Origin of the sequence: Sinomonas terricola (genome assembly GCF_034931225.1) — a bacterium.
GTDB classification, from domain to species: domain Bacteria; phylum Actinomycetota; class Actinomycetes; order Actinomycetales; family Micrococcaceae; genus Sinomonas; species Sinomonas terricola.
In genome coordinates this window covers 1-25,971 of record NZ_JAYGGQ010000020.1, presented here as the reverse complement: position 1 = coordinate 25,971, position 25,971 = coordinate 1, and the positions used below count along the sequence as shown (strand labels likewise).

The 25,971-nt window shown below is 65.0% G+C and carries 25 protein-coding genes; 19 read left to right on the top strand and 6 right to left on the bottom strand.

The window, feature by feature from the left end:
* Positions 1-2: 2 nt before the first annotated feature.
* From SPF06_RS19980 to SPF06_RS19970, 3 genes are read left to right on the top strand one after another with little or no spacing between them, the layout of a single operon-like run.
* Positions 3-797, top strand: a complete 795-nt coding sequence (locus tag SPF06_RS19980) for a class E sortase (RefSeq protein WP_323280918.1) — start codon at positions 3-5, stop codon at positions 795-797.
* A 1-nt stretch (position 798) separates the two neighbouring features.
* Complete coding sequence (locus tag SPF06_RS19975) at positions 799-963, top strand: hypothetical protein (protein WP_323280917.1); 165 nt, start codon at positions 799-801, stop codon at positions 961-963.
* Positions 960-1,553, top strand: a complete 594-nt coding sequence (locus SPF06_RS19970) for a DUF6993 domain-containing protein (protein WP_323280916.1) — start codon at positions 960-962, stop codon at positions 1,551-1,553. The genes SPF06_RS19975 and SPF06_RS19970 overlap by 4 nt, the downstream gene beginning before the upstream one ends.
* A 55-nt stretch (positions 1,554-1,608) precedes the next feature.
* On the opposite strand, the gene SPF06_RS19965 is transcribed toward SPF06_RS19970, so the two are convergent.
* The gene (locus tag SPF06_RS19965; protein ID WP_323280915.1) at positions 1,609-2,046 is read right to left on the bottom strand and encodes a hypothetical protein; all 438 of its coding nucleotides are present in this window, start codon (positions 2,044-2,046) and stop codon (positions 1,609-1,611) included.
* 263 nt (positions 2,047-2,309) lie between these two features.
* Between SPF06_RS19965 and SPF06_RS19960 the strand changes: the two genes are divergently transcribed.
* Positions 2,310-2,933, top strand: coding sequence for a hypothetical protein (locus SPF06_RS19960; RefSeq protein WP_323280914.1), 624 nt, complete (start codon positions 2,310-2,312; stop codon positions 2,931-2,933).
* 44 nt (positions 2,934-2,977) lie between these two features.
* Here SPF06_RS19960 and SPF06_RS19955 read toward each other — a convergent pair whose 3' ends face one another.
* Together SPF06_RS19955 and SPF06_RS19950 are read right to left on the bottom strand one after the other, a co-directional pair.
* Positions 2,978-3,790: a DUF429 domain-containing protein gene (locus SPF06_RS19955; protein WP_323280913.1), complete on the bottom strand. Its 813-nt coding sequence runs from the start codon at positions 3,788-3,790 to the stop codon at positions 2,978-2,980.
* 120 nt (positions 3,791-3,910) lie between these two features.
* Complete coding sequence (locus SPF06_RS19950; protein WP_323280912.1) at positions 3,911-4,609, bottom strand: CPBP family glutamic-type intramembrane protease; 699 nt, start codon at positions 4,607-4,609, stop codon at positions 3,911-3,913.
* Between the two features lie 118 nt (positions 4,610-4,727).
* Here SPF06_RS19950 and SPF06_RS19945 point away from each other — a divergent pair, with 118 nt between their 5' ends.
* The 8 genes from SPF06_RS19945 (at position 4,728) to SPF06_RS19910 (ending at position 14,279) form a co-directional block, all read left to right on the top strand.
* Entirely contained in the window at positions 4,728-6,155 is a 1,428-nt protein-coding gene (locus tag SPF06_RS19945; RefSeq protein ID WP_323280911.1) for a tyrosine-protein kinase domain-containing protein, read from the top strand.
* Between the two features lie 4 nt (positions 6,156-6,159).
* Positions 6,160-6,765, top strand: a complete 606-nt coding sequence (locus SPF06_RS19940; protein WP_323280910.1) for an arsenate reductase/protein-tyrosine-phosphatase family protein — start codon at positions 6,160-6,162, stop codon at positions 6,763-6,765.
* Positions 6,766-6,989: 224 nt separating this feature from the next.
* Positions 6,990-8,468 carry a sugar transferase gene (locus SPF06_RS19935; RefSeq protein WP_323280909.1) on the top strand — a complete coding sequence of 493 codons (1,479 nt, stop codon included), beginning with the start codon at positions 6,990-6,992 and terminating at the stop codon, positions 8,466-8,468.
* Positions 8,465-9,559, top strand: a complete 1,095-nt coding sequence (locus SPF06_RS19930; RefSeq protein ID WP_323280908.1) for a glycosyltransferase family protein — start codon at positions 8,465-8,467, stop codon at positions 9,557-9,559. The genes SPF06_RS19935 and SPF06_RS19930 overlap by 4 nt, the downstream gene beginning before the upstream one ends.
* Before the next feature lie 77 nt (positions 9,560-9,636).
* Positions 9,637-10,800, top strand: a complete 1,164-nt coding sequence (locus SPF06_RS19925; protein WP_323280907.1) for an MATE family efflux transporter — start codon at positions 9,637-9,639, stop codon at positions 10,798-10,800.
* A 7-nt stretch (positions 10,801-10,807) separates the two neighbouring features.
* Positions 10,808-11,566 (top strand): hypothetical protein, encoded by a 759-nt coding sequence (locus tag SPF06_RS19920; protein WP_323280906.1) that lies wholly within the window; start codon positions 10,808-10,810, stop codon positions 11,564-11,566.
* A gap of 74 nt (positions 11,567-11,640) precedes the next feature.
* Positions 11,641-13,050, top strand: coding sequence for an O-antigen ligase family protein (locus SPF06_RS19915; protein WP_323280905.1), 1,410 nt, complete (start codon positions 11,641-11,643; stop codon positions 13,048-13,050).
* Between the two features lie 2 nt (positions 13,051-13,052).
* Positions 13,053-14,279 (top strand): acyltransferase family protein, encoded by a 1,227-nt coding sequence (locus SPF06_RS19910; protein ID WP_323280904.1) that lies wholly within the window; start codon positions 13,053-13,055, stop codon positions 14,277-14,279.
* 28 nt (positions 14,280-14,307) lie between these two features.
* Here the strand turns inward: SPF06_RS19910 and SPF06_RS19905 are convergent, their stop codons facing one another.
* The 3 genes from SPF06_RS19905 to SPF06_RS19895 are packed head-to-tail and all read right to left on the bottom strand — an operon-like array spanning position 14,308 to position 17,254.
* Entirely contained in the window at positions 14,308-15,603 is a 1,296-nt protein-coding gene (locus SPF06_RS19905) for a glycosyltransferase family 4 protein (protein WP_323280903.1), read from the bottom strand.
* Positions 15,600-16,775 carry a glycosyltransferase gene (locus SPF06_RS19900; protein ID WP_323280902.1) on the bottom strand — a complete coding sequence of 392 codons (1,176 nt, stop codon included), beginning with the start codon at positions 16,773-16,775 and terminating at the stop codon, positions 15,600-15,602. The genes SPF06_RS19905 and SPF06_RS19900 overlap by 4 nt, the downstream gene beginning before the upstream one ends.
* Positions 16,772-17,254 (bottom strand): LbetaH domain-containing protein, encoded by a 483-nt coding sequence (locus SPF06_RS19895; RefSeq protein WP_323280901.1) that lies wholly within the window; start codon positions 17,252-17,254, stop codon positions 16,772-16,774. Before SPF06_RS19895 ends, SPF06_RS19900 begins: the two co-directional genes overlap by 4 nt.
* Before the next feature lie 377 nt (positions 17,255-17,631).
* On the opposite strand from SPF06_RS19895, the gene gmd reads away from it, so the two are divergent.
* From gmd to SPF06_RS19860, 7 genes are all read left to right on the top strand, one after another.
* Positions 17,632-18,675: a GDP-mannose 4,6-dehydratase gene (gene gmd, locus SPF06_RS19890; protein WP_323280900.1), complete on the top strand. Its 1,044-nt coding sequence runs from the start codon at positions 17,632-17,634 to the stop codon at positions 18,673-18,675.
* The gene (locus tag SPF06_RS19885) at positions 18,665-19,639 is read left to right on the top strand and encodes a GDP-L-fucose synthase family protein (protein ID WP_323280899.1); all 975 of its coding nucleotides are present in this window, start codon (positions 18,665-18,667) and stop codon (positions 19,637-19,639) included. The genes gmd and SPF06_RS19885 overlap by 11 nt, the downstream gene beginning before the upstream one ends.
* Complete coding sequence (locus SPF06_RS19880; RefSeq protein ID WP_323280898.1) at positions 19,636-21,465, top strand: DUF4012 domain-containing protein; 1,830 nt, start codon at positions 19,636-19,638, stop codon at positions 21,463-21,465. Before SPF06_RS19885 ends, SPF06_RS19880 begins: the two co-directional genes overlap by 4 nt.
* Before the next feature lie 76 nt (positions 21,466-21,541).
* Positions 21,542-22,108: a hypothetical protein gene (locus SPF06_RS19875; protein ID WP_323280897.1), complete on the top strand. Its 567-nt coding sequence runs from the start codon at positions 21,542-21,544 to the stop codon at positions 22,106-22,108.
* A 187-nt stretch (positions 22,109-22,295) separates the two neighbouring features.
* A complete protein-coding gene (locus SPF06_RS19870) occupies positions 22,296-23,642 on the top strand; it encodes a UDP-glucose dehydrogenase family protein (RefSeq protein WP_323280896.1) in 1,347 nt (448 codons plus the stop codon).
* A gap of 5 nt (positions 23,643-23,647) precedes the next feature.
* Positions 23,648-24,766, top strand: coding sequence for a glycosyltransferase (locus SPF06_RS19865; protein ID WP_323280895.1), 1,119 nt, complete (start codon positions 23,648-23,650; stop codon positions 24,764-24,766).
* 84 nt (positions 24,767-24,850) lie between these two features.
* A complete protein-coding gene (locus SPF06_RS19860; protein WP_323280894.1) occupies positions 24,851-25,597 on the top strand; it encodes an SGNH/GDSL hydrolase family protein in 747 nt (248 codons plus the stop codon).
* Positions 25,598-25,971 lie beyond the last annotated feature (374 nt).

Genomic DNA, 25,971 nt, shown 5'->3' with positions numbered 1-25,971 from the left:
TGGTGTCGAACCGAGCTTCGGACGTCCGGTCGGGATGGGTCAAGGCCGTTGGCGTTCTCGGGGAATTGCTCATCACAGCCGCCGTCTTCATCGGCCTCTTCGTGCTGTGGGACGCGTATTTCAATCCGTGGGTCGTGGGCCTTCGGCAGGAGCAGACGGCCGCGGAACAGAGCCGGCAGCTCACTCAGCAGCTTCGCGCGCAGCAGCCCACCCCGGCGTCCCAAAGCCCGACGCCGACGACGTCGGCGCCGACGCACGCGCCGAGCGCGCCCGCCGGCACGGTGCCCGTCCTGGCGGAGCCCGCGAGAGTCGCCGACACGATCGGCGTCATCTACATTCCCCGGCTCGGCGGCGACTGGCGCCGCATTCTGCGGCAGTCCGTGGACACGGAGCGCGTGCTCAACAGCGTGACGGCAGGCGTCGGCCACTATACGGGCACCGCGATGCCGGGCGGGGTCGGGAATTTCGCGGTGGCCGCTCACGACATCGGATATGGCAACAGCTTCCTCAACCTGAGCAAGCTGCGCCTCGGCGATCGGATATATATCCAGACATCGGTCGGCTGGTACACCTACACGTTCCGGAATTTCCAATTCGTGCAGCCGGATGCCGTCACCGTGCTCGACGCGATTCCCGCGGTTTCGCGCATCGCGGGAGCCGACCGCCTCATGACCCTGACCACGTGCTATCCGGCCGTTTTCCCGCCGCTCGAACGCGTGGCCGCCTACGCGACCTTCGTGGGCTTCGACACCGCGCCGCCAGCCGAGCTGGCCCCACTCCTTGCGAAGGACGGCTGACGTGTACAGAGCAATCTGGCGGATCCTGCCCGGTTCGATCGCGGTCCGGATCGCGATCCTCGTCCTGCTCGCGGGCGCGATCCTCGTGGCGCTGGACCTGTGGGTGTTCCCCTGGATGGCAGTGACTTTCGTGGATGATCGCGGCACGGTGGGGTCCGGCGCATGAGCGAGGCCAAGACGAACGAACTCACGAAGGACGACGACGAGGCGACCGCACGCGCGGAGGTCGCGGCGCGTCGTCGTCCGGGGAGGGTCGCTGCGGGGGTGGCGCTCGTCGTCGCCGCGCTGGTCGTGGCGGTGGCCGCCCTGCTGACGACATCGGGTGGCTGGCGCGCATTCCTGCCTCACCCCGCGGCGCCGTCTGCCGCGGCCTCGCCGAATGCCGCGACGCCATCGCCCGCCCCCACCCGGCCGCTGCTCGCACGGTTCGACCCCTTGGCCTCGGACGGGGACAATCTGCAGCTCTTCGGGAGTGTTCTGACAAGGGCCGCCCAGTCGACGTCGTCGTCCTCCGTCACCGCGAAGACGCTCACCGACGCTCTCGTTGCCGTGGGCTTCAGCCCAGCCTCGATGCAGCGCACCGCGGACCAGACGAGCGCCAACCTCCAGGCGCCCACCCTGACCGTCTCAGTCAAGTACGGCGGCGGATGCCTCATCGGGCAGTTCGTGCGATCCGAGGCGAGCGTCTCGACGGAGCTCGCTGCGCCCATCGGCACGGGCGCGTGCCTTGTCGGCGAGACGGCTCCCGTGGGCTGAGCGCGAGAAGGGAGCCGAAGGCAGACGGCTCCCTTCATGATCGGCCCTGATGCACCTAGCCGGTGACGACCGTCTTTCCGGCCACATCCCCGGTCAAGGTGAACACGCCACCGCCAGGCATGGTTTGCGACGCCGAGATCGTGCAGGCGACCGTCGCCGCAGGAGCCTTCTTGCTCGCCGTCTCGGTGAAGACGGTTTGGCCGTTGAACATGCCTACCAGAGTGAAGCTGTCGGGTACGAAAATCCCCGTTTCGCCAGCATTGGCGCCCGTGGTGAAGGTCACGTGGGCTACGTCCCACGTAACGGCCGCTTGAGCGTTGCCGTTGTTGACGACGAAGGTGCCGGTGCCCGCACTCCCGCAATCGAAGGTGCCCTCAAGGGCAGAAGGTGCATTCAACGGCGCCGCGCTGGCGCCTGACGCTCCCATCACCAAGATGGCCGCCGGCAGGACACCCACCGCAGCAACTCCCAACAAATGCTTCCAGCGACGCATTATCAACCCCTCTCGATCTCTGCCAAGACGCGCCTTCGGGCGCGATACACGCCATGGTCGCAAGGCACACACGCTGGAACCACCGTGGGGAGTACTCAAATTCGGCAGCGGCCACCACTTGGGGATGTCGACGGCGAGATCCGACTGGCCCCAAGCTCTAGCGCAGTTCTTCCACAAGATCGGCGAGATCTCGTTGCCCGCCAAATAGGCTCGTCGCGTGTTGGGGGAGCGCAGGGGCGTTCCTGTACGAGAAGGAGCACGCCGTGAGCGAGCAGTACCAGCCTCCCGGGCCGCAGCCGCGGCTTTTGCAGCGTCCCGAGGCACAGCGGTCGGGCCATCCCAACCCTGCACTACCGCATTGGCAGAGTCCTCCTCCGTTACCGCGGCAGCCTTTGCCGGCCTCCGGGGGGATTCGGTTCGTCGGCGCCGACGATGCCGAGTACGCCCGCCGGTGGCGCCTCTCGGTCGGGACCGCCTCGCTGGTCCTCGGAGTCGCCGCGCCGTTCTACGGATGGCAGACCGCCGCCGCCCTCAGGGCAGCGAACTCCATCAGCGCTGCTGGCCGACACGTCTCGCAAACCGTGATGACCACCGAGTCTTTGGTGGTCGCGCTCTTCGGAGCGGCCGCGGTCGCGTACGCGGCTGTGGGGATCTGGAACATTGTCGCCCGTCGCGGCCTAGCCTCCGGGCCCCTCATCGGCGCCATGATGCTCGCAATGCCCGCCACGGTCCCGATCGTGATCCTTCTGATCCTGGCCCTGATGGTCCATTCACACTCGGCCGTCAGTCTCCTGTACGGCGCATTCGCGGCGAACGTAGTCATGATCTCGCGTTCGATCAGCGTCCTCCGGTTGAAGAGAGAGCAGACGTCGCAATTGGCCCGCTGAAGAGAGGCGGCTTCGAGCTCAAAAGAGTGATCATCCTGGGTGGATCAGGCCCGTCCGTTCCACCTTCGGCATGTCGCGAGGTTCACGCAGTGATCGTCGCCGGGCATGAATCGTGATCCGGGGCCTGCTGGCGTTTCGCCGCATCCGCAGAGGCATGGCGGGCGTCTTCTCTCGTCGGAGGGAAGCGATCCACGCGCAGCCTCGGCGTCACGTGGTAGAGCCGGCGCTGCTGAAACGCGCTGGAACTTCTCCGGTAGTTCGGGCACCGGGAGAAGCATCGCGTCCGGCCCCTCGCCCACCCACGAATGCCGACCGTCCAGCGCAATCAGGCCCGTGAGCGCGCCCAGCGCCGCATCCACCTGATCGGGGCCGAGCAGCGTTGGCTCGTCAACCCCATGCTTCGCCAACAGCCGACGGCGAATGTCGACCTTGCTGGTGAAGTCGCCAATTCGTCCTGCCAGGGCAACCGCCGAGGCGTGCGGGTAGTATTCGGCCGCCGTCCCATGGACATCGCCGCCGGTGTAGCGGGGGTAGCTGGGGGCGAGCGCGTCATAGACGCGGAACCCGTCCCGCATCCAGCGGTGGAATGGACCCGCCTGGTCTTCTGGCGGGGTGGTGTAGAGGTTGATTCCGCGCCGAGTCAGCTCCCGCTCGGCGGGGCGACGCATGCCTGCCTCCGCCCACTGTGACGGCGAATCGATGCAGACCACCGCGGGCTCGAGGCCACCGACGATCCTTGCGAGCTGATCGAGATCGTGAAGGTGTCGAATGCCTTGGAGGACGTGGCGGGAGGCGTCCAAGGGCGACGAGGTCGAGCCCTTTGCCGTCGAGGTGCCCAACGTCGATGCCGACAGCAACTGCCCTCATTCTGAGAATTTCATTCCCCGCTGATGCGCAGAGTCAACCCCGGCGCCGACGCTCGTGGAACTCGGTTCAAACGCCTGAACTTATCGAGGCGCCTACACCGAGCCGACGCCTCACGCAGGCCACGTGAGCAGGACGCCGAGCCCGTTGAACACGACGTGCCCCACGACGGCGCCCCCGAGGCGGCCCGTCGCCGCCGCCGTCGTGCCTGCCGCGAGGGCGAACACGAGTGTGGCCGCGCCCGTGAGGAGGGCTTCCGCCGGGTTCGCGAGGAGCAGCAGCGAGTGCACGGCCGCGAAGGCGAGCGAGCAGAGGACGACGGCGAGGCTCCACTTGGCGACTTCTCCGAACCTCGCGAACGCGGCGGCCAGAGCGCGCTGAAGGAAACCTCTGAAGTAGAGCTCCTCGAGAACCGGGGCGACGATGACCGGCGCGAGGATGCCGAGGACGATCGTTTGGGCTGCGGGGGATATCGAGGCGGGCACACTGCTCAGCGTCGGCGCATGCGAAGCACCCGTGGATCCGACGGCGAGGAGGCGCAGCATCGCGTCCGCGGCGCGGCCCATGCAGCCGATGCCGATCCCCCAGAGAAGATCGAGAGGTCGAAGGCGAAGGCCGAGCGCCGTCAGGGCCTCGCGCGGCCGCTGCCCGCGGAGGCCCAGGATCAGGGCGGCGACGAGCGGAATCCAGACCGCGAGGTAGGCAGAGGCTTCGAGGATCGGCGACGACGCGATCGTCGTCGAGAGCATTTCGACGCCCCAGCCGCACGCCACCGCGCCCACGAGGCCAAGGAAGGCCCACGCAAGCCTCATATTCCTAACGAGTGTGATGCTTTCCATATTTATCCACCAGAGCCGTAATAGATGTTGACCTATGGCAACATATGTGTTGGCACGGGATGCAACCGTGTGACATGAGCGGGGAGGCCTTTTGGAGCTCAGGGAATACATTCGCATCCTACGCACGGGCTGGGTCCTGATCGTGGTGATGGCGTTGCTGGGCGTTGCCTCGGCAGCGGTGTTCTCGATTCTGAGCAAGCCTCAGTTCAAGGCATCGGCCCAGGTGTTCGTCTCGACGCAGTCCGGCGGGACGGTTCAGGACCTCGTGCAGGGGAACACGTTCACGCAGCAGCGGGTCAAGACCTACGCGGGCCTTGTGACGACGCCGATCGTGCTCCTGCCGGTCATTTCGAACCTGCATCTTTCGGTCACGGCAGATGAGCTCGCGAAGACGGTTACCGCGTCGGCTCCCCTGGATACGACGCTCATCGAGATCTCGGCGACGTCGCCGGACCCGGTCAAGGCCGCGGACACCGCGAACGGCATTTCTGAAAGCCTCACAAATGTCGTCCAGAACATCGAGTCCACCGGATCGCAGACGGCCCAGGTCAAGCTGACCCGCGTCAAAGAAGCGGACGTCCCTGCGACTCCCGTCACTCCGAATGTGCCGATCAACGTCGCGCTGGGCCTTTTCGTGGGCCTTGCCCTCGGCGTCGGTGCCGCGGTGCTGCGCCACACGCTCGACAACCGGGTGCGCAGCGAGCGCGACGTCGCCGCGATCAGCCCGGCGCCGATCCTCGGCGGAATCACCTACGATCCCAAGGCGCCGAAGCGGCCGCTCATCGTCCAGGACGATCCGCGGAGCGCGCGCGCCGAGGCCTTCCGCACGCTGCGGACGAATCTCCAGTTCGTCGACGCGGCTGGCGGGGCACGCAGCTTCGTCATCACCTCGTCGATCGAGAGCGAGGGCAAGAGCAGCACCGCGTCCAACTTGGCCATCGCGCTCGACAACGCGGGGCACAAGGTCATCGTCGTCGACGCCGACCTTCGGCGGCCCAAGCTCGCGCAGTACATGGGCCTCGAGGGGGCCGTGGGGCTCACGGACCTGCTCATCGGGCGCGCCGACATGGAGGATGCCGTGCAGGAGTGGGGGCGGGGCCGCCTGCACGTCCTTCCCGCGGGAAGCGTTCCGCCCAACCCGAGCGAGCTTCTGGGCTCGGCGGCGATGCATTCGCTCGTGCGGCGCCTCGAGAACGAGTTCGACTACGTGCTGTTCGACGCCCCGCCTGTGCTCCCGGTGACGGACGCCGCCGTCCTCAGCAAGACCGCTGGCGGCGCGATCCTCGTGGTCGCGGCGGGCAAGACGCACCGCAGCCAGCTGGGCGCTACTGTGACAGCCCTCGAGAACGTGGGTGCGCGCCTGTACGGCTTCGTGCTGAGCATGCTCCCCGTACAGGGGCCGCACGCGTATGGGTACCAGAGCTACGGGTACGGCCCGGTCTACGCCCAGGACGAGATCACGACCGGCAAGGACTCGCGGCAGATGAACCATCGCCGGGTCCGCGGGCTCGCTGGGTAGGAGCATGGTGGGGGTCAGCTTCAACGTGCTCGTTGTCTGCTCGGGGAATCTCTGCAGATCTCCCATCGCCGAGCAGCTCCTGCGCGCCAGGACGGCTGGACATCCCGTGATCGTGTCGAGCGCCGGGACCGTCGCCGACGACGGCGCCCCCATGCCTGAGGAAGCCGCGATGGTCTCGCGTCGCTACGGGGGAGAGCCTTCTGGGCATCGTTCGCAGCTTCTGACCGAGTCCCACCTCCGCAGCGCGGACCTGGTGCTCACCGCCACCCGGGCGCATCGCGGTTCCGTGGTGCAGATGCTCCCTCGGATGTCGCGGAAGGCCTTCACGATCAGCGAGTTTGCGCGGCTTCTCGGGGCGGTGCCGGAGGCCGAGCGCGCGACCCTTGCGGACACGGCCAGCGTGGTCGACGCCGCACGCTCCCTGCGCGGTTTCGTCTCGCCGCCCGATGAACCTGAGCACGACGATCTCGAAGACCCCTATCGGCAGCCGTTCGAGGTCTACGAGGCGGTCGGGGCTCGGCTTGACGCCGAGATCGGAATCATCGCGAGCGGGCTTTGGCCGTCCGAAGCGACATTGCGGGCCCCGGATGTGCGGGGCGCGCGGCAATGAGGCCGCCGGGGGCAGCGGACGGACGGCCACGGCTCTGGGTGATCGTGGCCATCATCCTTCTCGCCGCCCTCGACGTCGTCTTGGTTGGCTTCGCCTTGGTGGACGGACATCCGGAGGTGCACGGGACACCGGGACCGATTGCGACGTACTCGTCTCCGGGGACGCCGAGGCCCGAGGTTTCGACGCCGGCAACAAGTAGGAAGTAGCTAGACGGGGGGAACAACATGGGGACCACGAATATCGAGGTGAGGGCGCAGGCCAGCGGACGCGAACAGAACTGGGGAAAGCTGCTCGCGCGCCGACTGCTGGTCACAGATCTCTTCGTGCTCGTGTGGGTTGTTTTCGGGGTCCAGATCGCGTGGTTCGGTCTTGATAGCGCGAACGTGGCCTTCCAAGGCTCACTCGATGAGCTCGCGGTGAATTACTCGACGGTTTCCGTGGTTCTCATAGCGGCCTGGACGGTCATCCTCGCGATCTACGAGACCAGGAGTGCCCGGGTGATCGGTGCTGGACCTCTGGAATACAGGCTCATCGCGGACGCTTCTGTGCGCCTCTTCGGCCTCGTGGCGATCGTGTCTTTTCTCTTCCATATCAATCTCGCCCGCGGCTACATTCTCGTGGCGCTGCCGATGGGTATCTTTTTTCTCATCCTTTCCCGCTGGCTGTGGCGGCAATGGCTGAGCGTCAAGCGGCAGGTGGGGGAATACTCCGCGCGTGTGCTCCTCGTGGGATCGCCGGCGATGGTTGGGCACCTTAGGGACGAGCTTCTGCGCCACCCTGAAGAGGGTTATCACGTCGTCGGAGAATGCTGGACGGGCGACGCAGCGACGCCGAGTGAGCGTGCGCCCGTGCCGGTCTTCCGGCACCTGGGAGCAGTAGACCGGGCGATGGCCGAAACCCAGGCCGACACGCTGGTCATTGCCGGCGGGGCGGAGCTAACCCCTCAGAATGTGCGCAAGCTGAGCTGGAAGCTCGACGGCGACAGGCAGCAACTGATCGTTGGTGCGAGCCTCACCGATGTCGCAGGACCCCGAATCCGAACCCGGCCCGTTGCCGGTCTCCCGCTCATCCACGTCGATGTGCCCCGCTATGACGGACCGCGCCATCTGGGAAAGCGGATCTTCGACCTCGTCGGCTCGGCTGTTCTGATTCTGCTGCTCTCGCCGCTGTTCCTCTTTCTCGCGTTGGCCGTCAAGCTCAGCGGACCTGGGCCGATCATCTATCGGCAGGAGCGCGTTGGTCTCAACGCCAAGCCGTTCATGATGTACAAGTTCCGTTCGATGCGGGCCAATGCCGACGAAGAGCTCGCGAAGCTGCTAGCCCAGCAAGGCAAGGGCGATCTTCCCCTGTTCAAGGTGGAGAACGATCCCCGCATCACCCCAATCGGAGCGTTTCTCCGGAAGCATTCGCTGGACGAGTTTCCGCAGCTCTTCAACGTGCTGTTCGGGAGTATGAGCCTTGTTGGCCCGAGGCCGCAGCGCGATGGCGAGGTTGTTCTGTACGACGACGCCGCCCAGAGGCGCCTCCTCGTCAAGCCGGGAATGAGCGGGATGTGGCAGGTTGGTGGACGTTCTTCCCTTTCGTGGGAGGATTCTTTGCGCCTGGACCTCTTCTACGTGGAGAACTGGTCGCTCATCGGAGACATCATCATCCTTTGGCGAACCCTCAAGGCGGTCGTGGCGCCGGGCAAGGAGGCGCATTGAATTCGCTGCAAGAACAACCTTCCGCCCTACAAGGGCCTGTTCTCGTTGTCGAACCAAACATGACTGGCCATCGCCCCTATTACGTGCGCCTGCTGGTCGAGGCGGCCGTGGCTCGAGGACAGGACGTCGTCCTCGCGACCCGGCCCGCACAGCTCGACTCCCCGGACGCAGTACTCCACCTCGGCGAATTGTCCGGGCAATTTCACCCCGCTGTCTCGGCCTCATGGACGCCGGAGGCGTTGGCAGGTCTGAGCCGAGACGTTGGGGCAGCGCTGACGGTGGTTCCAGACGGCGATCGCTTCGCCATGAAGCTCGCCCTGACGAGGGGATGGGCCGGCGTCGGCGGGCTTTCCCTGCTGATCATGCGGGAGCTCGCGCAGCCGCACAGAATTCCTGGCATGCAGGCGGCTCGAACGGCAATACGATCGGCGCTGTTCCGCAGGGCGAACGGCTTCCCGCGGGTGCGCGTTTCGGTTCTCAAGTCGTCGTGGTGGTCGGGTTCGTCCGCACTCCCCGTTGTCAGGGATCCAATCAGCCTCAACAGCTCGCCAGAAGCGGTGCAGCGGGTTACGAGGGAATGGGGCCTGAGCGAGGACCGCTATTGGTTTGCTGTGCTTGGCGCGATCTCGCGGCGGAAGAACCTTGAGCTCGTGGCCATGGCTTTGGCCGATATCGATCCGCGCCGAGTGGGGTTGCTGGTTGCTGGAGCGTGGGACGGCGACATGGGAGAAGAGACGACATCCGCACTGAACGAGTTGTCCGGCGCGGGAGCCCTTGTCGTGACAGTCAATCGGACCTTGTCCGATGAGGAACTCGATTCAGCTGTTGTGCGGACCGATTGCCTCGTTCTGGCCCACTCGAACGAAGGCCCGAGCGGACTTCTCGGGAAGGCCGCTGCCGCCGGTACGCGAGTTGTCGCTGCAGGCGCGAAGAGCCTGAGGGCAGACCTTGGCTGGTTGACGGGTATCGGAACATGGGTCACCTTGGATGAGAAGAATCTCGGTCTGGCATTCGCGCGAGCCGCGACGCAGGATCGACCCGCTCCGCTGGTCGGACCGCAGGAGACCGAATTCGTGGAGGCACTCCTGTGAGGCGGCTCGCGACCACCGTGCGAAGCGTGGGCGGGCAAGCGGTCTCCCTCGCGGTGTCAACTGCGGGAGCCCAAGCCTTGCTCGCGTTCTTGTATCTCTTGGCCGCCCGAGGAAGTTCGCCTCAACAGCTAGGTTCTGCCGTTTCGGCGATTGCGATTGCCACTGCAGCCGTCGGATTCATCGATTTTGGAACCAACTCACACTGGGTTCGCGAGATTTCCCGCGGAAGCATGGATCCTCATGAGCTTGGACGTAGGCTGACCGTCAAGATCGTTGCTGCCCTGGCAGCGGGCATCGTGTGGGTCGGAGTTGTATCTCTGGTGAGATCTGACAGCATGCTTTGGACCGCCACGCCTGTCATGCTCGGCTTGATCATCAACCAGACGTCTCAGGTAGCATTGCGCGCGGCAGCGCGGGGCGAGCTCGTCGCTATCATGATCCTTTGTGACCGGATCGCGGCCTTCCTCATCTTTCTTGTGCTCATTGTCGCCGGCCTGTCGTCGGCAAGTGTTCTGTGGATATCGCTGACCTGCGGATCCTTGGTTTCGGCCTCCCTCGGCTGGCTGTTTGTCGAAGGGCGGCATCGACCCGTGCCGGCGTTCAGCCTTCGGACAAACCCGTGGCGCGGGGCTGGCTTTTTCGGCGTCTCTTCGCTGGCCAACTCTGCGCAGTCCTTGGACCTTCCCATTCTCTCGATCGTTGCCGGGCCAGCTGCCGCAGGTCTCTTTGGGGCTGTCAACAGGTGGACTCAGCCGATGAGCCTTCTCGCAGCGGCCTTTTCAGCTGCTTCCGCTCCCTTCGTCTCGCGTTCGTCCGATGTTATTGACGCATGGCGCCACGTTCGTCAGGCGGTGTGGATGCCGGCGAGTGCGGTGGCTCTCTCCACGGCGGTGGCGATCGCGGCACCTGCGTTGGTTCCTCTGCTGCTGGGTGACGGGTACGTCGGGTCGGTCGAAAGTCTTCGTGTACTTGCATTTGTCAGCATCTTCTCAATTCTGAGCCAACCACTTATGGTGATCCTTCAATCATTGGGCCATGACCGCTACACCGCACTCTGCATGGGAACTGCGGTCGCCTTGCAGCTTCTGGCGGTTGCGATCATGGGCGCAGCTTATGGTTCGCTCGGGGCCGCATACGCCTCGTTGATCACCCAGATTCTTATCTTCGGTGCCTTCGTCGTCCGGGTTGTCCGAATATATCGACATGCCCGGGCAGCAGTACTCGCTGAGACGGGAAAGTGAGAAATTTATGGCAAACGAAGAGCATAGGCCCAACGTGGTCCTCCTGACCGCGGCTGTTTCTCCAACGACCTCGGGAAAGATCGCCGTGCGGGATCCCGCAATTCGACTGCGTCAGTACCAGGGCGCTATCGCGCGATGGGCTTCGGCCCTTCATGGGTCGCTGTTTCGACTCGTCGTGGTAGAAACCACAGGCGAACCGGCGGAGAAATTGCTCGCAGGGCTGGGCAAGACTGAATCTTCGCGCGTTCGCGTCCTGGACTATTCACCCACGCCCCAGGAACTCGCTCGGGGGAAGGGCGCAGTCGAGATCGCTTCGATTCGGCACGTAATCGCACAAGAAATGCTCGACGCCAATAGTACGCTGTTCAAATGCACAGGACGATTGGTCGTGGTCAATGCGCGAAGAATCATCGAGCCTCTTGGTGACTCAGTGGTGAGGAGTCGTATGACGGCTGATCGGTCTTGGGTCGACACTCGTTTCATCGGAGCCGTAGTCGGGACGTGGACTGAACAACTTTTTAGGGACATCGATCTCGTGGACGACGACGCTGGGCGATATCTTGAGCGTGTGATGGCTGCTCGCCTCTCGTACGAGAGCGCCATCAACGGCGTGCGTCTTGAGCGATTTCACGAGCGACCGCTTTTTGAAGGCGTTTCCGGCACCCACGGCGCACGCTACAGTTCGAGCGCCGCGTCGATCCGGGACCGCTTGTTCCGTCCCGTTGAATCCGTGCTCGGCGCAGTAGCCGCGAGGAAGCAGATCTAGTGAGTGCAGCGAGGCAGATTTCTGCAAACTCTCGTCCCGACGCCATCTCACGGAGTACGAAGGCAAGGAGCAGCGTGACCGGTTCCACTCGAATGCGTGACATGGTGTTTTGGGCAGCAACCGCGCTGCTTGGGGTAAGCCTCGTCGCAGTTCTATCCTTCAGCCGCATCAACGCGGACACCTTGCCGGTTGTTGTGGTCGGGGCGCTTGCCGCCGTCTTAGCAGTGATCTGCCTCGTCTCGTCGTACTTGCGTCTGCTTGTCTTCGTCGGCGGCGCCCTCGCGGTGATGCAGGCAGATAGTTCCGGGATCGGAGCGCTTAAACCCGTGTACTTCGCCGTCATCGTCCTGGCGGCCGTCGCTGGGATGCTGAGGGTGCACCGTCTCCCTAAGGAGATTCAGCGAGCGTACCGGCCAATGTTCGTCGCGTCGGGCGTGCTATTTGGGCTCGTGGCGATCGAAGCTGTCGGCTCAGTGTTTGGGGGTGTCGATGTCCTCCGTGTCTTGCGTGATGCCACGACGTACATGATGATCGTGGCTGCCCCTTGGATCGCCTCCGACGCCGCAAGCACGGGAGGAGCCATGCGGGCACGGATCACGGCTGCTGCATTCTGCCTCGTTGCGGCTGTCGGCTTCGCGGTGTACTGGCTCTCCGCTCGGGGTGTGGGGACACTCAGCATCGACCGACTTGGCATGTTCTCCTTCGTCCTTGCCGGGTGTGGCTTCTCTCTAGGGATCGCCTATGGCCTCGTCCGGAGGAATGTCCTGTGGCTGGGCATGGGGCTGCTCTCGTTGGTCTGCGTCCTGGTGACCGGAACCAGGACCGGACTGCTCGTGCTCGTGGCGCTCGTTGCGATGGTCGGGTCGAAAGACGCCCGCAAGATTCCGCCGTTGCGCCTGATCGGCGGACTGGCCGCGCTAGGAGTGATACTTGCCTACGTCCTTCCCAATGCGGTGACGTCCCTGACGTCTGCCGACTTCTTCGTAAGGCGCACTTCTTCTCTCCTGTCGATCTTCTCGGAGGGGATTTCGTCTGACCAGTCGGGCGTCCTCCGCCTGAGGGCATATCAAACAACGCTCGACGTGTGGAATGCCCACCCTCTCTTCGGGGTAGGGTTCGGCTATCAATTTCCCAATCCATCGCCGTTGCAGCCGCCATCCGACTTCCAGCTCGACAGCCCGACGCTCGTCCTGGCCAAGTTTGGGATATTTGGAACCCTTGTACTTGCGGCCGCCGTGCTGCTAATTGCCATTGGGATCGCTCGATACCACATTCCAACGGGAATCCGTTCCGAAGCTCAGACTGCCGGTCTGGGACTTGTGATTCTTTGCATCGCCCTTGCTGCGCTCGCACTACCGCTCGAGGATAAGGGGTTCGCCCTTGGACTGACCCTCATCCTCTACCTGCTTGGCGTCGAGGCGCGCACGGCGAGTTCCAGCGGCGCTATTCCTGTGCCGCACACCCTCGGACCTTTCAGGGAGTGACGATGCCAAACGCAGCTCGGATAAACCTGTCGGTGCGGGGGAAAGGCGAAGCTGCACGAAGCGATGACGCGACGGTGAGCAGCGACAATCGGGCTCTAAACGTCATCCGTTCGGCCGCGGCACTGCTGGTGGTGCTCGGGCATGTAAGGATTCTCTTTTTCGAAGACTATTCAAATGCCTCCCACTATTCAGGCTCCGCCTTGCTTTACTCTGTCACGAGCCTCGGTTCTGAGGCAGTGATTGTCTTCTTTGTCCTAAGTGGATACTGGGTCGGCGGCGGGGCGCTCTCACGGCTGCGGCGCGGAACTTTCACGTGGCGCTCGTACAGCATGGGACGGCTCACACGACTTTGGCTGGTCCTGGTTCCCGCTCTGGTTCTCACACTCATCGTCGATCAGGCTGGTCGCATCTCGTTCAGCGGGTCGGACATCTATGCCAAGACGTCGCTCTACGCCGGTGTTCCATCGACAATTTCATATTCCCCAGCTACGTTCCTCGGGAATCTCTTATTCGTCCAGTCAATCCATGTCTCAGAATATGGTCTTAACAAGCCTCTGTGGTCGCTCGCGTACGAATTTTGGTATTATCTACTCTTTCCGGCGGCGTTGATGCTGGTGTGGAAGGGCATCAGCATGTGGCTACGAGTCGCGGGAGGCGCCGTGCTCGTGCTGGGCGCCGCGATAGCCGGCCCCACCGTACTCCTGCTCTTTCCGGCGTGGCTCGTTGGGGCGGTGGTGGCGGCTTACAAGCAGCCCATCGCCCGAGTGATCATGGGGCTGCGGCCCGGCACTCTTGGCACGTTACGCTGCATTGGTGCACTGGGGACCCTCGCCGCTATGGTCTTCGCCCACGAGGTTGTGCTGCCATCGCGCCTTGGAGCTTGGATCATCTCCCTTGCCGCGGGGTGCATGCTTTGCTTCTTTGTGTCCGATGTAGCTTGGCGTGGGAGGCCAGGCCGAGTTCTCTCGGCTATTTCGTCGACCGCACACTTCTCTTATTCTCTCTACGCGATACACATGCCTATCGTTGCGATCCTTGCGGCCGCTTTCGTGCCGGAGTTCTCGCGGAGATGGCCGCTCGACGTATGGCACGCGGGGATCGCACTCGGAATTGTTGCTGTCTTGGCGGCGATCTCCTTCACGTTTGCCCGCTTCACGGAACAGCGCACCGACGCGGTCAGGACATGGATTAGGGTCAGAACCGGCAAACGACGAACGACATCGATCTGAAGGACTGCAAGGACTCCCTGGCGGCTGTTTAGGAAGGTCCAGATGGGAGCCCGGAGAGGTCCGCGAGCCACCTCGAATATGCATCGAGGGCAACAGCCGCTGAAAGAGCTTGCTCAGCATATGAAGGTCCAGCGCTGCCGAGCGTTTCCGCTTGGCCGGGGTCAAGTGCGAGTTTCTCTACTGCACGCAGGAGCACCGAGGGTCTCTCTGGGTCGACCGTAATGCCAGCACCCGATGCTCGGATTTCATCGGCAGTCGCGCTTTCAGGGTGAGTGGCTGCGACTACGGGCCGTCCGGCTGCGAAGTATGACGTGAGTTTGCTCGGGACGCTCATCTCGCGCAGATCTGGTCGCTCGTTGACGATCAGCACGTCAGCGGCACGAAGAGCCTCGGAGTACTCGAGGTCGCTCAGGGGTTTCAGGAAGGACAGCGAAGCTACTCCGCGGCCCGCTTCCTGAAGAGCCTCGCGGCGATTGCCCTCCCCGAGCAGGACGAATCTCACGTGGCTGTCGAACGCGTCGGCAAGCCGCGCGGCCTCAACGACGTTCTCGAGTCCTTGCTTGACCCCCATGTTGCCGGCGTGGAGGGCGACAGTCTCATCAGGGGCCCAGCCCAGTCGCCCGCGAACCGCGTCGCGGTCAAATTGCTGCTCTGAATGGATGTGGGTCCAATTGCGGATCACATTGACCTTCGAGGCGTGGACCGCAAGTTCGTTCACGACGTAGTTGCGGAATCGGCCGTGGATAACAGTGACTCCTGTGCAGGCGCCCAGGACTTTGGACTCGATCGTTTTCATCAGCCATGTCGCGGTGGTGCTCCCGCCCGTTTCGCTGAGTCCTCGACTATAGAGATCCTGGACCCACACGCCCACGGGTGTTCCCTTGATTCGCGCCTTGGAAACTGCGAACACTGCGGAGAAGAGGGCCGGACTGACGACGAGGACGACGTCGTGTTTTCCCCAACGCCGCAACATGGCATGAAGACCAAAGGTCACTTCCATGAGAAGCCTGTTTAGCGTCCGTGGGGTCGAAGGCACGCTGTGTCGAAATCGGCGAACGGTGACGCCGTTGACTGTCTCCTTGGTGGAAAGCCCTGAATAGCCATCCGCGATGCGCCAGTGCGGGTAATGGGGGTACCCCGTGATGACCTCGACGCGGTGCCCCATTGCCGACAGGCCTTCAGCCAGCTTCGTGGTGTAAGGCGCATTTCCTGTTGGCTCCGGCGAATAGTGCATCCCGACGATCAGTACCGAAAGGGATGACTTCGGCTCCTGCTGGGAAGGCTCCGAGACGGATCCGTGAGGAGCGTAGTCCTGGGCTGTCATGCAATGCTCCGGACCGTGGCGCGGGCCATTGTCGCCTCCAAGTAGATCTCCTCAAGTTGTTCGGCGATCGCGGGCATCGAGAAGCGATCGAAGACGAGCCGTCGGGCGTTCTCTCCCAAAGACCGACGCCGATCGGCGTCCCCGAGAAGCTGCAACATAGCGTCGGCAACCGAGCGCGTCGAACCGTCGACGACAAGCCCGGCTCCGGCCGAACGCACGGCATCGCTGAGGCCGCAGTCTTCACTGATGATCACCGGGAGCCCAATCGCCATCGCCTCGAGCACGCTCATCGGAAATGGCTCGTTGGCCGAGGGCAGGACATAGATGCTCGACTGCCGCATTCGCTCGGTCGATTGATCGGGGCTGACCGCGCCTTCCAAACGAATCCGCGTCCCGGACGGATCGAAGCGGAGCGCGAGCTCCCGAACCGCCGGTTCCTCGCCCTCGTCCGGGCCGACGATTGAGAAGGTTGCCCGCGGGAAGGCTTCACTGACAATCTGGGCGGCTTCGACGAAGGATCTCGGCCGCTTTCGCGGGTGCAGCCTCGCAAGGAAGAGAACATCCGGGGCGTCGTTGTCGACGCCGGTGCGAGAGGCAGCCGGGGGAACCCCATTCGGCAGGTGCTGGACGCGAAGTTCGCGCCGCCCACCGACAACCTCGCCGAGGTCGCTGGCCTCGCGCGGGGTCAGATGGAGGACGGTCTTCGCGTCGCCCAGCAGCGGCCTCGTCAGAAACCGATCAAGCGGCTTGGCCAGAATGTTGGCCGAGGCGTCGATCATCCCGTGCGTCTGAGCGACGTACGGCACCCCGCGATTCCGCGCGATCCACGCAGCCGGAAGGGTGATGAGGTCGCGCGCGAGGTGGATGTGGACGACGTCGAAAGACCTCGCCTGCCGGAACAGGTGCATCGCGAGCTGGCGCGAGAAGAGGCCGGCGAAGCCGGAGCCGGGAACAATGTTCGCCACCGGGAAAAGGCGAGCCGGCACGCCGTCGTACGTTTCGGGAAGGCGGTCGAAGCCCCAGCAACCGCCGAGAAGTGTGGCCTCATGCCCCCGCTCGATGAGTGCTTTGGCCTGGTTCGCGGCTACCCGCACGGGGCCCCCGTAGGCCCCATCGGGGCTGACGAGGGTCACGACGTGAGCGATCCGCAGGGGCTTGTTCGGCGTCGTCATCGCGGGGTCGCCGGATCGAAGCGGAGGCCGAGGGCCGATGCGGGCACCGAACTGCCCCAGATGGTGTTCTCGGGCACCTCGCCGGTTACGACTGTGCCCGGAGTGATGAGCGCGGAGCGGCCGATTCGGCTGCCACCCAAGACGATGCACCTCGTGGTCACCCACGCTCCGGGCTCAATGTGAACTGGCTTCGTAATAAGCGCCATGTCGCGGCGGTACGCGTGACTGCCCGTCGTGAGGAACGTTTCCTGCGAAATGGTTACATCGTGGCCGATGTAGACGTGGTCCTGATTGTGGAGCCAGACGCCTTCACCGATCCAGCAGTCGTTGCCGACGTGCAGCTTCCACGGGAAGCGGATTCGGGTGCGGGGGCGGAAGACAACGCCCGTGCCGATCTCGGCCCCAAAAGCCCGCAGCACGGAGACCCGGAGTCGGGAGCTGAGCTGCCACGGATTCGTGACGAAGAGCAGCTCGGCCACAGCCCATAGGTACACGACGGCTTGTGGCCGGTCCCAGCTCTCCCTGGCTCCCGGTGCCGATCTCAGGCTGATGACAGGAGGTCCGGCCTCATGCGTTGGCCCATCACCCACGAACGATCCCCCCTCAAGGCCTCGCAAATCACCCATACCGTACACCGATTATCGGCGGGGCATGATATGCCTTGTCATGACGGTCTCAGTGGCAAGTGTAGTTAATCTCAGTGGTGACGGATCGTTTTTTCAGTAGAAGTCACGGCATACTGAGACCTCGTATGGTGGGCCCATCTCAGTGGTGAGCCTAATGGTAGCTGACTCTCGATAACCAGCGGCATGGGGTCTGCTGGCGTGAGGGCGGCCTCGGGGGAAGGACACTCGTTGTGACCAAAAAAGCCTTCATCACGGGCATCACCGGGCAGGACGGCTCGTATCTTGCCGAGCTGCTGCTTTCGAAGGGCTACGAGGTCCACGGCCTCATCCGCCGCAGCTCGACCTTCAACACCTCGCGCATCGACCACCTCTACGTGGATCCCCACGAGCCGGGTGCGCGGCTGTTCCTCCACTATGGAGACCTTAGCGACGGAGCGCGCCTGGTCAGCCTGCTCGCGAATCTTCGGCCGGACGAGGTCTACAACCTCGCGGCGCAGTCCCACGTGCGGGTCTCCTTCGATGAGCCCGAGCACACAGGAGACACGACGGGCATCGGCTCGGTGCGCCTGCTCGAGGCGGTACGCCTCTCAGGCATCCACACGCGGTTCTACCAGGCGTCGTCGTCGGAAATGTTCGGCGCCGCCCCGCCTCCGCAGAGCGAGACGACGCTGTTCCACCCGCGCTCCCCCTATGGGGCCGCCAAGGTCTACAGCTACTGGATCACGCGCAATTACCGCGAGGCCTATGGGATGTTCGCGGTCAACGGGATCCTCTTCAACCACGAGTCCCCGCGCCGCGGTGAGACGTTCGTGACCCGCAAGATCACGCGTGCCGCTGCCGCCATCAAGGCGGGGCTGCAAGATCACCTGTACCTGGGCAACCTCGAGGCCATCCGCGACTGGGGCTACGCGGCCGAATACGTCGAGGGCATGTGGCGCATGCTCCAGGCCGACGAGCCCGACGACTTCGTGCTTGCCACCGGGCAGCGCCGAACCGTCCGCGACTTCCTCGACGTCTCCTTCGGCCACCTCGACCTCGATTGGCGCGACTACGTCCGATTCGACGAGCGGTATCTGCGTCCGTCCGAGGTAGATGCGCTCATCGGCGATGCGTCCAAGGCGCGGGAGAAGCTCGGCTGGGAGCCGACGGTCGGCCCAGACGAGCTCGCCCGGCTCATGGTCGACGCCGACGTGCAGGCCCTCAAGTTCCCCGAGCGCCCGTGGGTCGACACCGTGGAACTCGAAAGCTGGGGGGAAGTGACCGGTGTCCGCTGAGCTCGAATTCGCCCCGAGCCAGCTCGATCGCGGCGCCCGCGTCTACGTGGCGGGCCACCGCGGCCTCGTCGGCTCCGCCATCTGGCGCAAGCTCGAGGCCGAGGGCTTCACGTCGCTCGTGGGGCGCACGTCCTCCGAGCTGGACCTTCGGGACCGCGCCGCGGTCTTCGAGTTCTTCCGGGACGAACGCCCCGAGGTCGTGTTCCTCGCCGCGGCCAAAGTCGGCGGAATCCTGGCCAACAACACCTACCCCGCCGACTTCCTGAGTGAGAACCTGCAGATCCAGCTCAACGTCATGGACGCCGCGGTCGAGGTGGGGGTGGGGCGACTGCTCTTCCTCGGATCCTCGTGCATCTACCCCAAGTTCGCCCCGCAGCCGATCGCCGAATCGGCGCTGCTCAACGGCGCGCTCGAGCCCACGAACGACGCCTACGCCATCGCCAAGATCGCGGGCATCCTCCAGGTCCAGGCCGTTCGCCGCCAGCACGGGCTCCCGTGGATCTCGGCGATGCCGACCAACCTCTACGGGCCCGGGGACAACTTCTCCCGGCTCGGCTCCCACGTGCTGCCGGCCATGATCCGCCGCTACGAGGAGGCCCGCCTTTCCGGCGCGGCCGCGGTTACGAACTGGGGGACGGGCGGTCCCCGCCGTGAATTCCTCCACGTCGACGATGTCGCCTCGGCGGCGCTTCACCTCATGGAGGCGTACGACGGCGCCGAGCACGTCAACGTGGGCACTGGCACCGATGTGAGCATCAAGGAGCTGGCGGAAGCCGTGGCCGCGATTGTCGGCTACGAGGGCGCGACCGAGTGGGACACGACGAAGCCGGATGGCACTCCGCAGAAGCTCCTCGACGTCTCCAAGCTGAAGTCGACGGGCTGGTACCCGGCGATCGAGCTCGAGCAGGGCCTCAAGTCCACCGTCGAATGGTTCCGGGACAACGTGGAGGACCTGCGTCAGTGACGAGTGCCCCCGTGAAGCACGCGGCGCCTTCCCGCCGTCGCGCACTGTTCGACTGGCGAAGTCGGCGCGTGCGCGCGTGGGGGATCGGCGCCGTCGTCCTTCTGGTGCTTGTCGCGGCGGCGGTCTGGCTCGGCGTACGGGCCCACCTCGCCCAGCAGGAGATCGCGGAGGCGGAACGCCTGGCCAAGGTTGTCCAGACGCAGATCGCGCAGGGCCATGCGGATCAGGCGCGGGACGCCGCGCAGCAGCTCGCCTCACACGTGGATTCCGCGCACGGCTACGTCTCGGACCCTGTGTGGCTTTCCGCAGGGTACATCCCGATTGCGGGAACCAACTTCTCTACGACGACGCAGCTCGCCGGGATCCTCTCGGATGTCACCCACGGGGCTGTGCTGCCGCTCGCCGAGGTCTCGCAGAACATCGATCCCGCCACGGTCAAGCCCGCCCACGGCGTGCTGGACGTGCAGGCAATCGCCGCTGCTCAGCCCAAGGTCAGCCAGGCGGCCAGCGTCCTGCAGGACGCGTATTTCACGGTCGCGAAGGTGCAGCCGGGATTCGGGGCCGTCCCCCAGCTCTCGGAGGGAATTGACCGGCTCAAGGATCTCCTCCGCCAAGCTGCCCAACAGGCGGTCGCGGCCAATACGGCCACGAGCGTCCTGCCGGCGATGCTCGGTGATTCCGGGCCTAGAACCTATCTTGTGCTCGTCCAGAACAACGCCGAGCTCCGCGCGACGGGCGGGATTCCCGGCGCGGCTGTCGAGGTGCACGTCGACCACGGCCACATCACGCTAGGGCGGCATACCGAGGCCAAGGAGTTCCAGAAGTTCCCCTCGCCGGTCCTTCCCCTCGCAGACCAGACGAAAGGCCTGTATGGGACGATCGTCGGCGAGTATTTCCAAGACATCAATCTCGTCCCCCAATTCCCTCTCACCGCCGGCCTCGCTGTGGAGATGTGGAAGCGGCAGTACGGCAATCAGGCTGACGGCGTTCTCTCCATCGATCCGGTGGCCCTCAGCTATCTGCTACAGGCCACGGGGTCCGTGAGTCTGCCCACGGGGGAGACGCTCGATTCATCGAATGCCGTTCGGGTGCTCCTGAGCGATGCCTATGCGAAGTATCAGGGCGCGGGAAAGGACGACTTCTTCTCGACGACAGCCGGCGCCGTCTTCGCCAAGATCGCGAGCGGCGGCTTCCATCCGAAGCCGATGATGGACGCACTGGACCGTTCCGTGAGGGAACGCCGGCTTCTCGCGTGGAGCCCCCAAGCGAAGGAACAGGACGCGATCCAAGCGGCGGGAATGTCCGGCGAGCTTCCTGATCAGACGCCCCAGCACGGCGTCTTCGGCGTGTATCTGAATGACGCGACCGGCGCGAAGATGGATTACTACCTCCGCGAGTCCTACCGTGTCGGCGGCGTCGTGTGCCGGGAGGACGGCAGGCCGACGTGGGCTGTCGAGGTCACCCTGACGAATTCTGCGCCAGCCGACGCCGGGACCTCCTTGCCCGGGTACGTCACCGGAGCTGGGATCTACGGCGTCAAGCCGGGCAACGTGAAGACCCAGGTGAACGTCTACGCCCCGCCGTCCTCGGTTTATCTCGGTTCGTGGAAGGACGGGGCACCCCTCAACGTGCACCAGGACATGAATTCCGGATACCCCGTGGCCCAGACCGACGCCGAGCTTTCGCCCGGGCAATCGGTGACTCTGCGCTTCCAATTTCTCGGGGCCGCGCATGCAGATGAGAAGCCTGACATGATCTCGACTCCCACTGTTAACACATCAAGCACTTCTGATTTGTCACTTTCGTGCCGCGACATAGTACGCTAATGTCACTGTCGAGTGCTGTTCGTCGGCGGTTTCAGAGCCGATACTCAACTTTCGATCGAAGACTGGGGACCTTGTTATGTTGAAGAAAGCCTTCGCAGTAGTGGCCTTCGCGCTGCTGGCCGTGGTTGGCGCGCCCGCCGCCGCGAACGCCGCGGGCTATGTGCCGAGCGGGAATGTGACCGTCTCGGGCACGGCGACGCCCGGCGGCACCGTAACCGTCAATTTCGCTGCGGGTTCGTACCTGCCGGGTGAGCAGGTCTCCGTCTCGGTCAACGGTGCGACGTCCGTCACGCTGTCCGTCGTCAAGGCCGCGCTCACGACCTTCACCAAGCCGGCATCCTCCACGGGAGCCTTCTCCGTGAACGTCACGCTCCCGACCGACGCCACGGGCACCTACACCCTCACGGCCACTGGCCTCACCTCGGGCAATGTGGGCACGGCATCGATCACCACCGTGCCTGCCTCGCTCGCCAACACGGGCGGGGGCGCCTCCCTCGCCAATACGGGCGGCGGCGCCGCGCTGGCCAACACGGGTGCGACGCTGCCGATGCTCATGATTTGGATTGGCGCGGGCGCGCTGGTTCTCGGTGGCGCGATTGTCGGCACCCTGGCCTTCGTCCGCCGCCAACGCCGCAACGCCTGACGTCCTCAGCGGAGTCGGCCCGGTCCCCGAAATTGGGTGGGCCGGGCCGATTCCGTTTAAGTCGTCCCGGACGCGGAGCGTTGGACGCCAGGCGTTTCGGGCGCGAAGCAATAAAACAAACAAATGATATAAAAATGAATTGTTCGCCGATGGGCCGCTGGCGGATTCCAGGTAACGGGGGATAACTATGAGAATCAGCGTGATTGGCACGGGGTATCTGGGGGCTACCCACGCAGCATGCCTTGCGGAAATGGGCCACGAGGTGATCGGCCTCGACGTCGATCCGCTCAAGATCGAATCGCTGGCCGTCGGCGAGCTTCCGTTCTACGAGCCCGACCTCGAGGAACTCATCGCGCGCCACGTCGCCTCAGGGCGGCTCCGCTTCACGACCTCCTACGAAGAGGTTGGCCCTTGGGCGGATGTCCATTTCATCGCCGTCGGAACCCCTCAGCGGGGTGGCGAGGGCGCAGCGGACACCTCGTTCGTCGAAGCGGCCATCAGCTCTCTGGCCCGGACGATCACGCGCGACGCGCTGATCGTCGGGAAATCGACAGTGCCCGTCGGCACGGCCCGCAGGCTCCAAGACATCCTCACGCGCGAGCAGGATCCCACGCTCGAGATCGGGCTCGCCTGGAACCCCGAGTTCCTGCGCGAGGGGTTCGCGGTCAAGGACACCCTTGCGCCCGATCGCATCGTGCTCGGGGTCGACGCCGACCACCATGCCGAGACCTTGACCGCTGTCTACGCGGCCACCGTCGAGCAGGATGTCCCCGTTCTCGTGACCGACTTCGAGACCGCCGAGCTCATCAAGCAGGCCGCCAACGCCTTCCTCGCGACCAAAGTCAGCTTCATCAACGCCCTCTCGGAGCTCACCGAGGCGGCAGGGGGAGACATCCGGGTGCTTGCCGAGGGGCTCGGCCTCGATCCCCGCATCGGCCGCTCGTTCCTGCGCGCTGGGCTCGGCTTCGGCGGCGGGTGCCTTCCCAAGGATGTCCGTGCCCTACAGGCGCGCGCGAGCGAGCTGGGGCAGGAACGCAGCATGCGCTTCCTGAGCGACGTCGAAGACGTCAACCTGCGCCGCCGGGAGCGCGCCGTCTTCCTCGCCACGTCCATGCTGGGCGAGCTGCGGTCCAAGCGGATCGCCGCGCTAGGCGCCGCGTTCAAGCCGAACAGCGACGACGTCCGCGATTCCCCGGCCCTCGACGTCGCCGTCCGGCTCTTCAACGCCGGGGCCGACGTCGCCGTCTATGACCCCAAGGCAAACGACAACGCGGCCCGCCGATTCCCCCGGCTTCACTACGTGGAGAGTCTTGATGAGGCCGTTGCCGAGGCCGACCTCATCCTCGTCCTCACCGAATGGGAGGAGTTCGCCCGCCTCACGCCGCGTGCGCTGGGATCCGTCACCACCGCGCGGAAGATCGTCGATGCGCGCAACGTGCTCTCTGTCCGCGAGTGGATCGCGGAGGGGTGGGACTTCGCGGCCCTGGGCCGCAAGTACGAGCCGGCGTTCGATTTCTCGCCGATTGGCGCCTGACGCGCATGGGCCATACCGACACCTCCCGCCGCACGAAGGTCGCGATCGTCCAGCCGTACGTTCCCACGTACCGCGTCGCGTTCTTCGAGGGCCTGAGGACCTCCCTCGCCGAACACGACATCGAGCTGGCCGTCCTCGCCGACGTTCCCGACGGTGCCCAGTCAGGGCGGAACGACGCCGCCCAGCTCCCGTGGATCACGCCGTACCGCGAGCTCCGCATTCCGGTGGCCGGCCATTCCCTGCGCCTCGGAACCGCCTACCGGAGCTGGAAGTCGTGCGACGCCGTCGTCGTCGGCCACCTCGGCTCGTCGATCGATACGAACCTCGCCCTCGCCCTCTCAGCACTTCGCGGGACCAAGGTCGGGGTGTGGGGCCACATCGGCTCGTACGTCGGCCGTGCCAATCCGCTCGATTCGCTGGTCGAGCGGTGGCAGCTTCGCCGGGCCGGCCACGTCTTTGCGTACACGCCCGGCGGCGCACGCCTCGCCATCGAATCCGGCGCCGATCCGAGCCGGGTCACGGCCGTCATGAACACGATCGACACCGCCGCGCTCGAGGCCGCCGTTGCTGGCACCGACGACGGTGCTGCCCGCGAGCTGCTCGGCGACGTTGATCCTCTCAAGACCTTCTGCTTCATCGGAGGCCTCGACGCGAGCAAGCGGATCGGGTTCCTCGCCGAGGCGCTTGACCACGTGTGGGCTCAGGATCCGGCCATCAAGATCCTCGTCGCGGGCCGCGGAGCGGACGAGGAGCTTCTGGGCCGATCGGTCGAGCGTGGGCAGACTCATCTGCTCGGATATGCCGACGCGCGGGTCAAGGCCGCCCTCGGCCGCCTCACGCGCGGCATCCTCATGCCGGGCCGGGTCGGGCTGATCGCCGTCGATGCCCTCGCCCTGGGGCTCCCGATCCTCTCGACGGCCTGGCCGTACCACGCCCCCGAGGCCGAGTATCTGACCGCGGGGGAGTCGCTCCTCGAGAGCCGGGACTCGCCTGAGGCGTATGCGGCGCTCGTCCTAGCCGAGGCGCACTTGCCTGCTCGACGCGAGCTGCCACGCGCGTATCCGAGACTCGATGGCATGATCGCGAACTTCTCCGCAGGAATCTTGAGCCTTCTGGGCCGCTGAGGCGATCGCCGATCGTGGCGTTTTACGTGTCAAACTGGTGAGGGCCTTCGAGGCTGCCCGCCCAATCAGACAGGAGGAGGTGCTGTGCGCCGCACGCGCATCCAGGTGGTCGGCATCGCCGTGCTCGCTGCCGTGACGATCCTTCTCGTCGTCGCCGCCGTCATGAAGCCCTCCTTGGAGCGGGCGAACGCTCAAAGGCCCGCGGCGACCTTTCTCCTGTCTCCGTCGACGCCTGCAGCGACGCCGTCGCCCACCGCGGCGCCGCCGTCACCGAGTGCAAGTGCCGCCCCGTCGTTGCCCGCCCCTCTCCGCTTCGCAGCGGTGGGCGACGCGATCACGCTCGGCGACAGCCCTGACTTCGCGGCCAGCCGCGCTGGCTCCCTGTCATGGGTGGCGTACGCAGCGGGCCCGCAGCTCGCCTTCGCAGGCGGCTGGGCTGCCGCAGGGGCGACGACGGCGAAGATCGCCGCGGGCGTCAAGTCCTTCGACGTCGACGTACTCGTCATCATGGCGGGGACGAACGACGTGAACCAAGGCGTGCCGTTTGCGCAGACCGAGTCGAACCTCGATCGGATCGTCGCGAAGGCCGGCGTGCGGCGCGTCCTCGTTTCGGCGATCCCGCCGCGCAATGCGCAAGCGCAAGCCACGGCAGACTTCAACGCGGCACTCGGGAAGTTCGCGCAGCAGCGGGGCTGGACGTTCGTGGACGCGCCCGCGGGGGTGAGAGACTCCGACGTATATGCCGCAGGCATGACGCTCGACGGCGTGCGGCCCACCAAGGACGCGGCCCAGATCATGGGGAAGGCGATCGCCCTCGCGCTCGCGCCGTAGCCCGCATCGATGTCCGTTCTCGCAGCTCTCGGCAAACTCGCGCTCTCGCCCGAGGGCAGTCCCCTTATCGCAGGGAAGTGCCTCTCAAGGGTTCTTACCGAGCATCAAGGGGACTTCATAACGGAAGCATCCGGTGTCCCACACACCCACAGCCGGCGATGAAAACAGAACGTCCCCGGTCCGAGGACCAGGGACGTTCTCGATGCCTAGGACATCACATTGCGGTGGTGGAGGTGTGTGATCTCAGGACATAGGCGACACGTGTCTCGCGACATCGGCGACAGCTGATACGCGACACATGTCTCGGGACATCGGCGACGCCACGGCCCGAGCATGGGCCATGTCGAAGAACAAGGTCATCGTCCTCGCGGTCC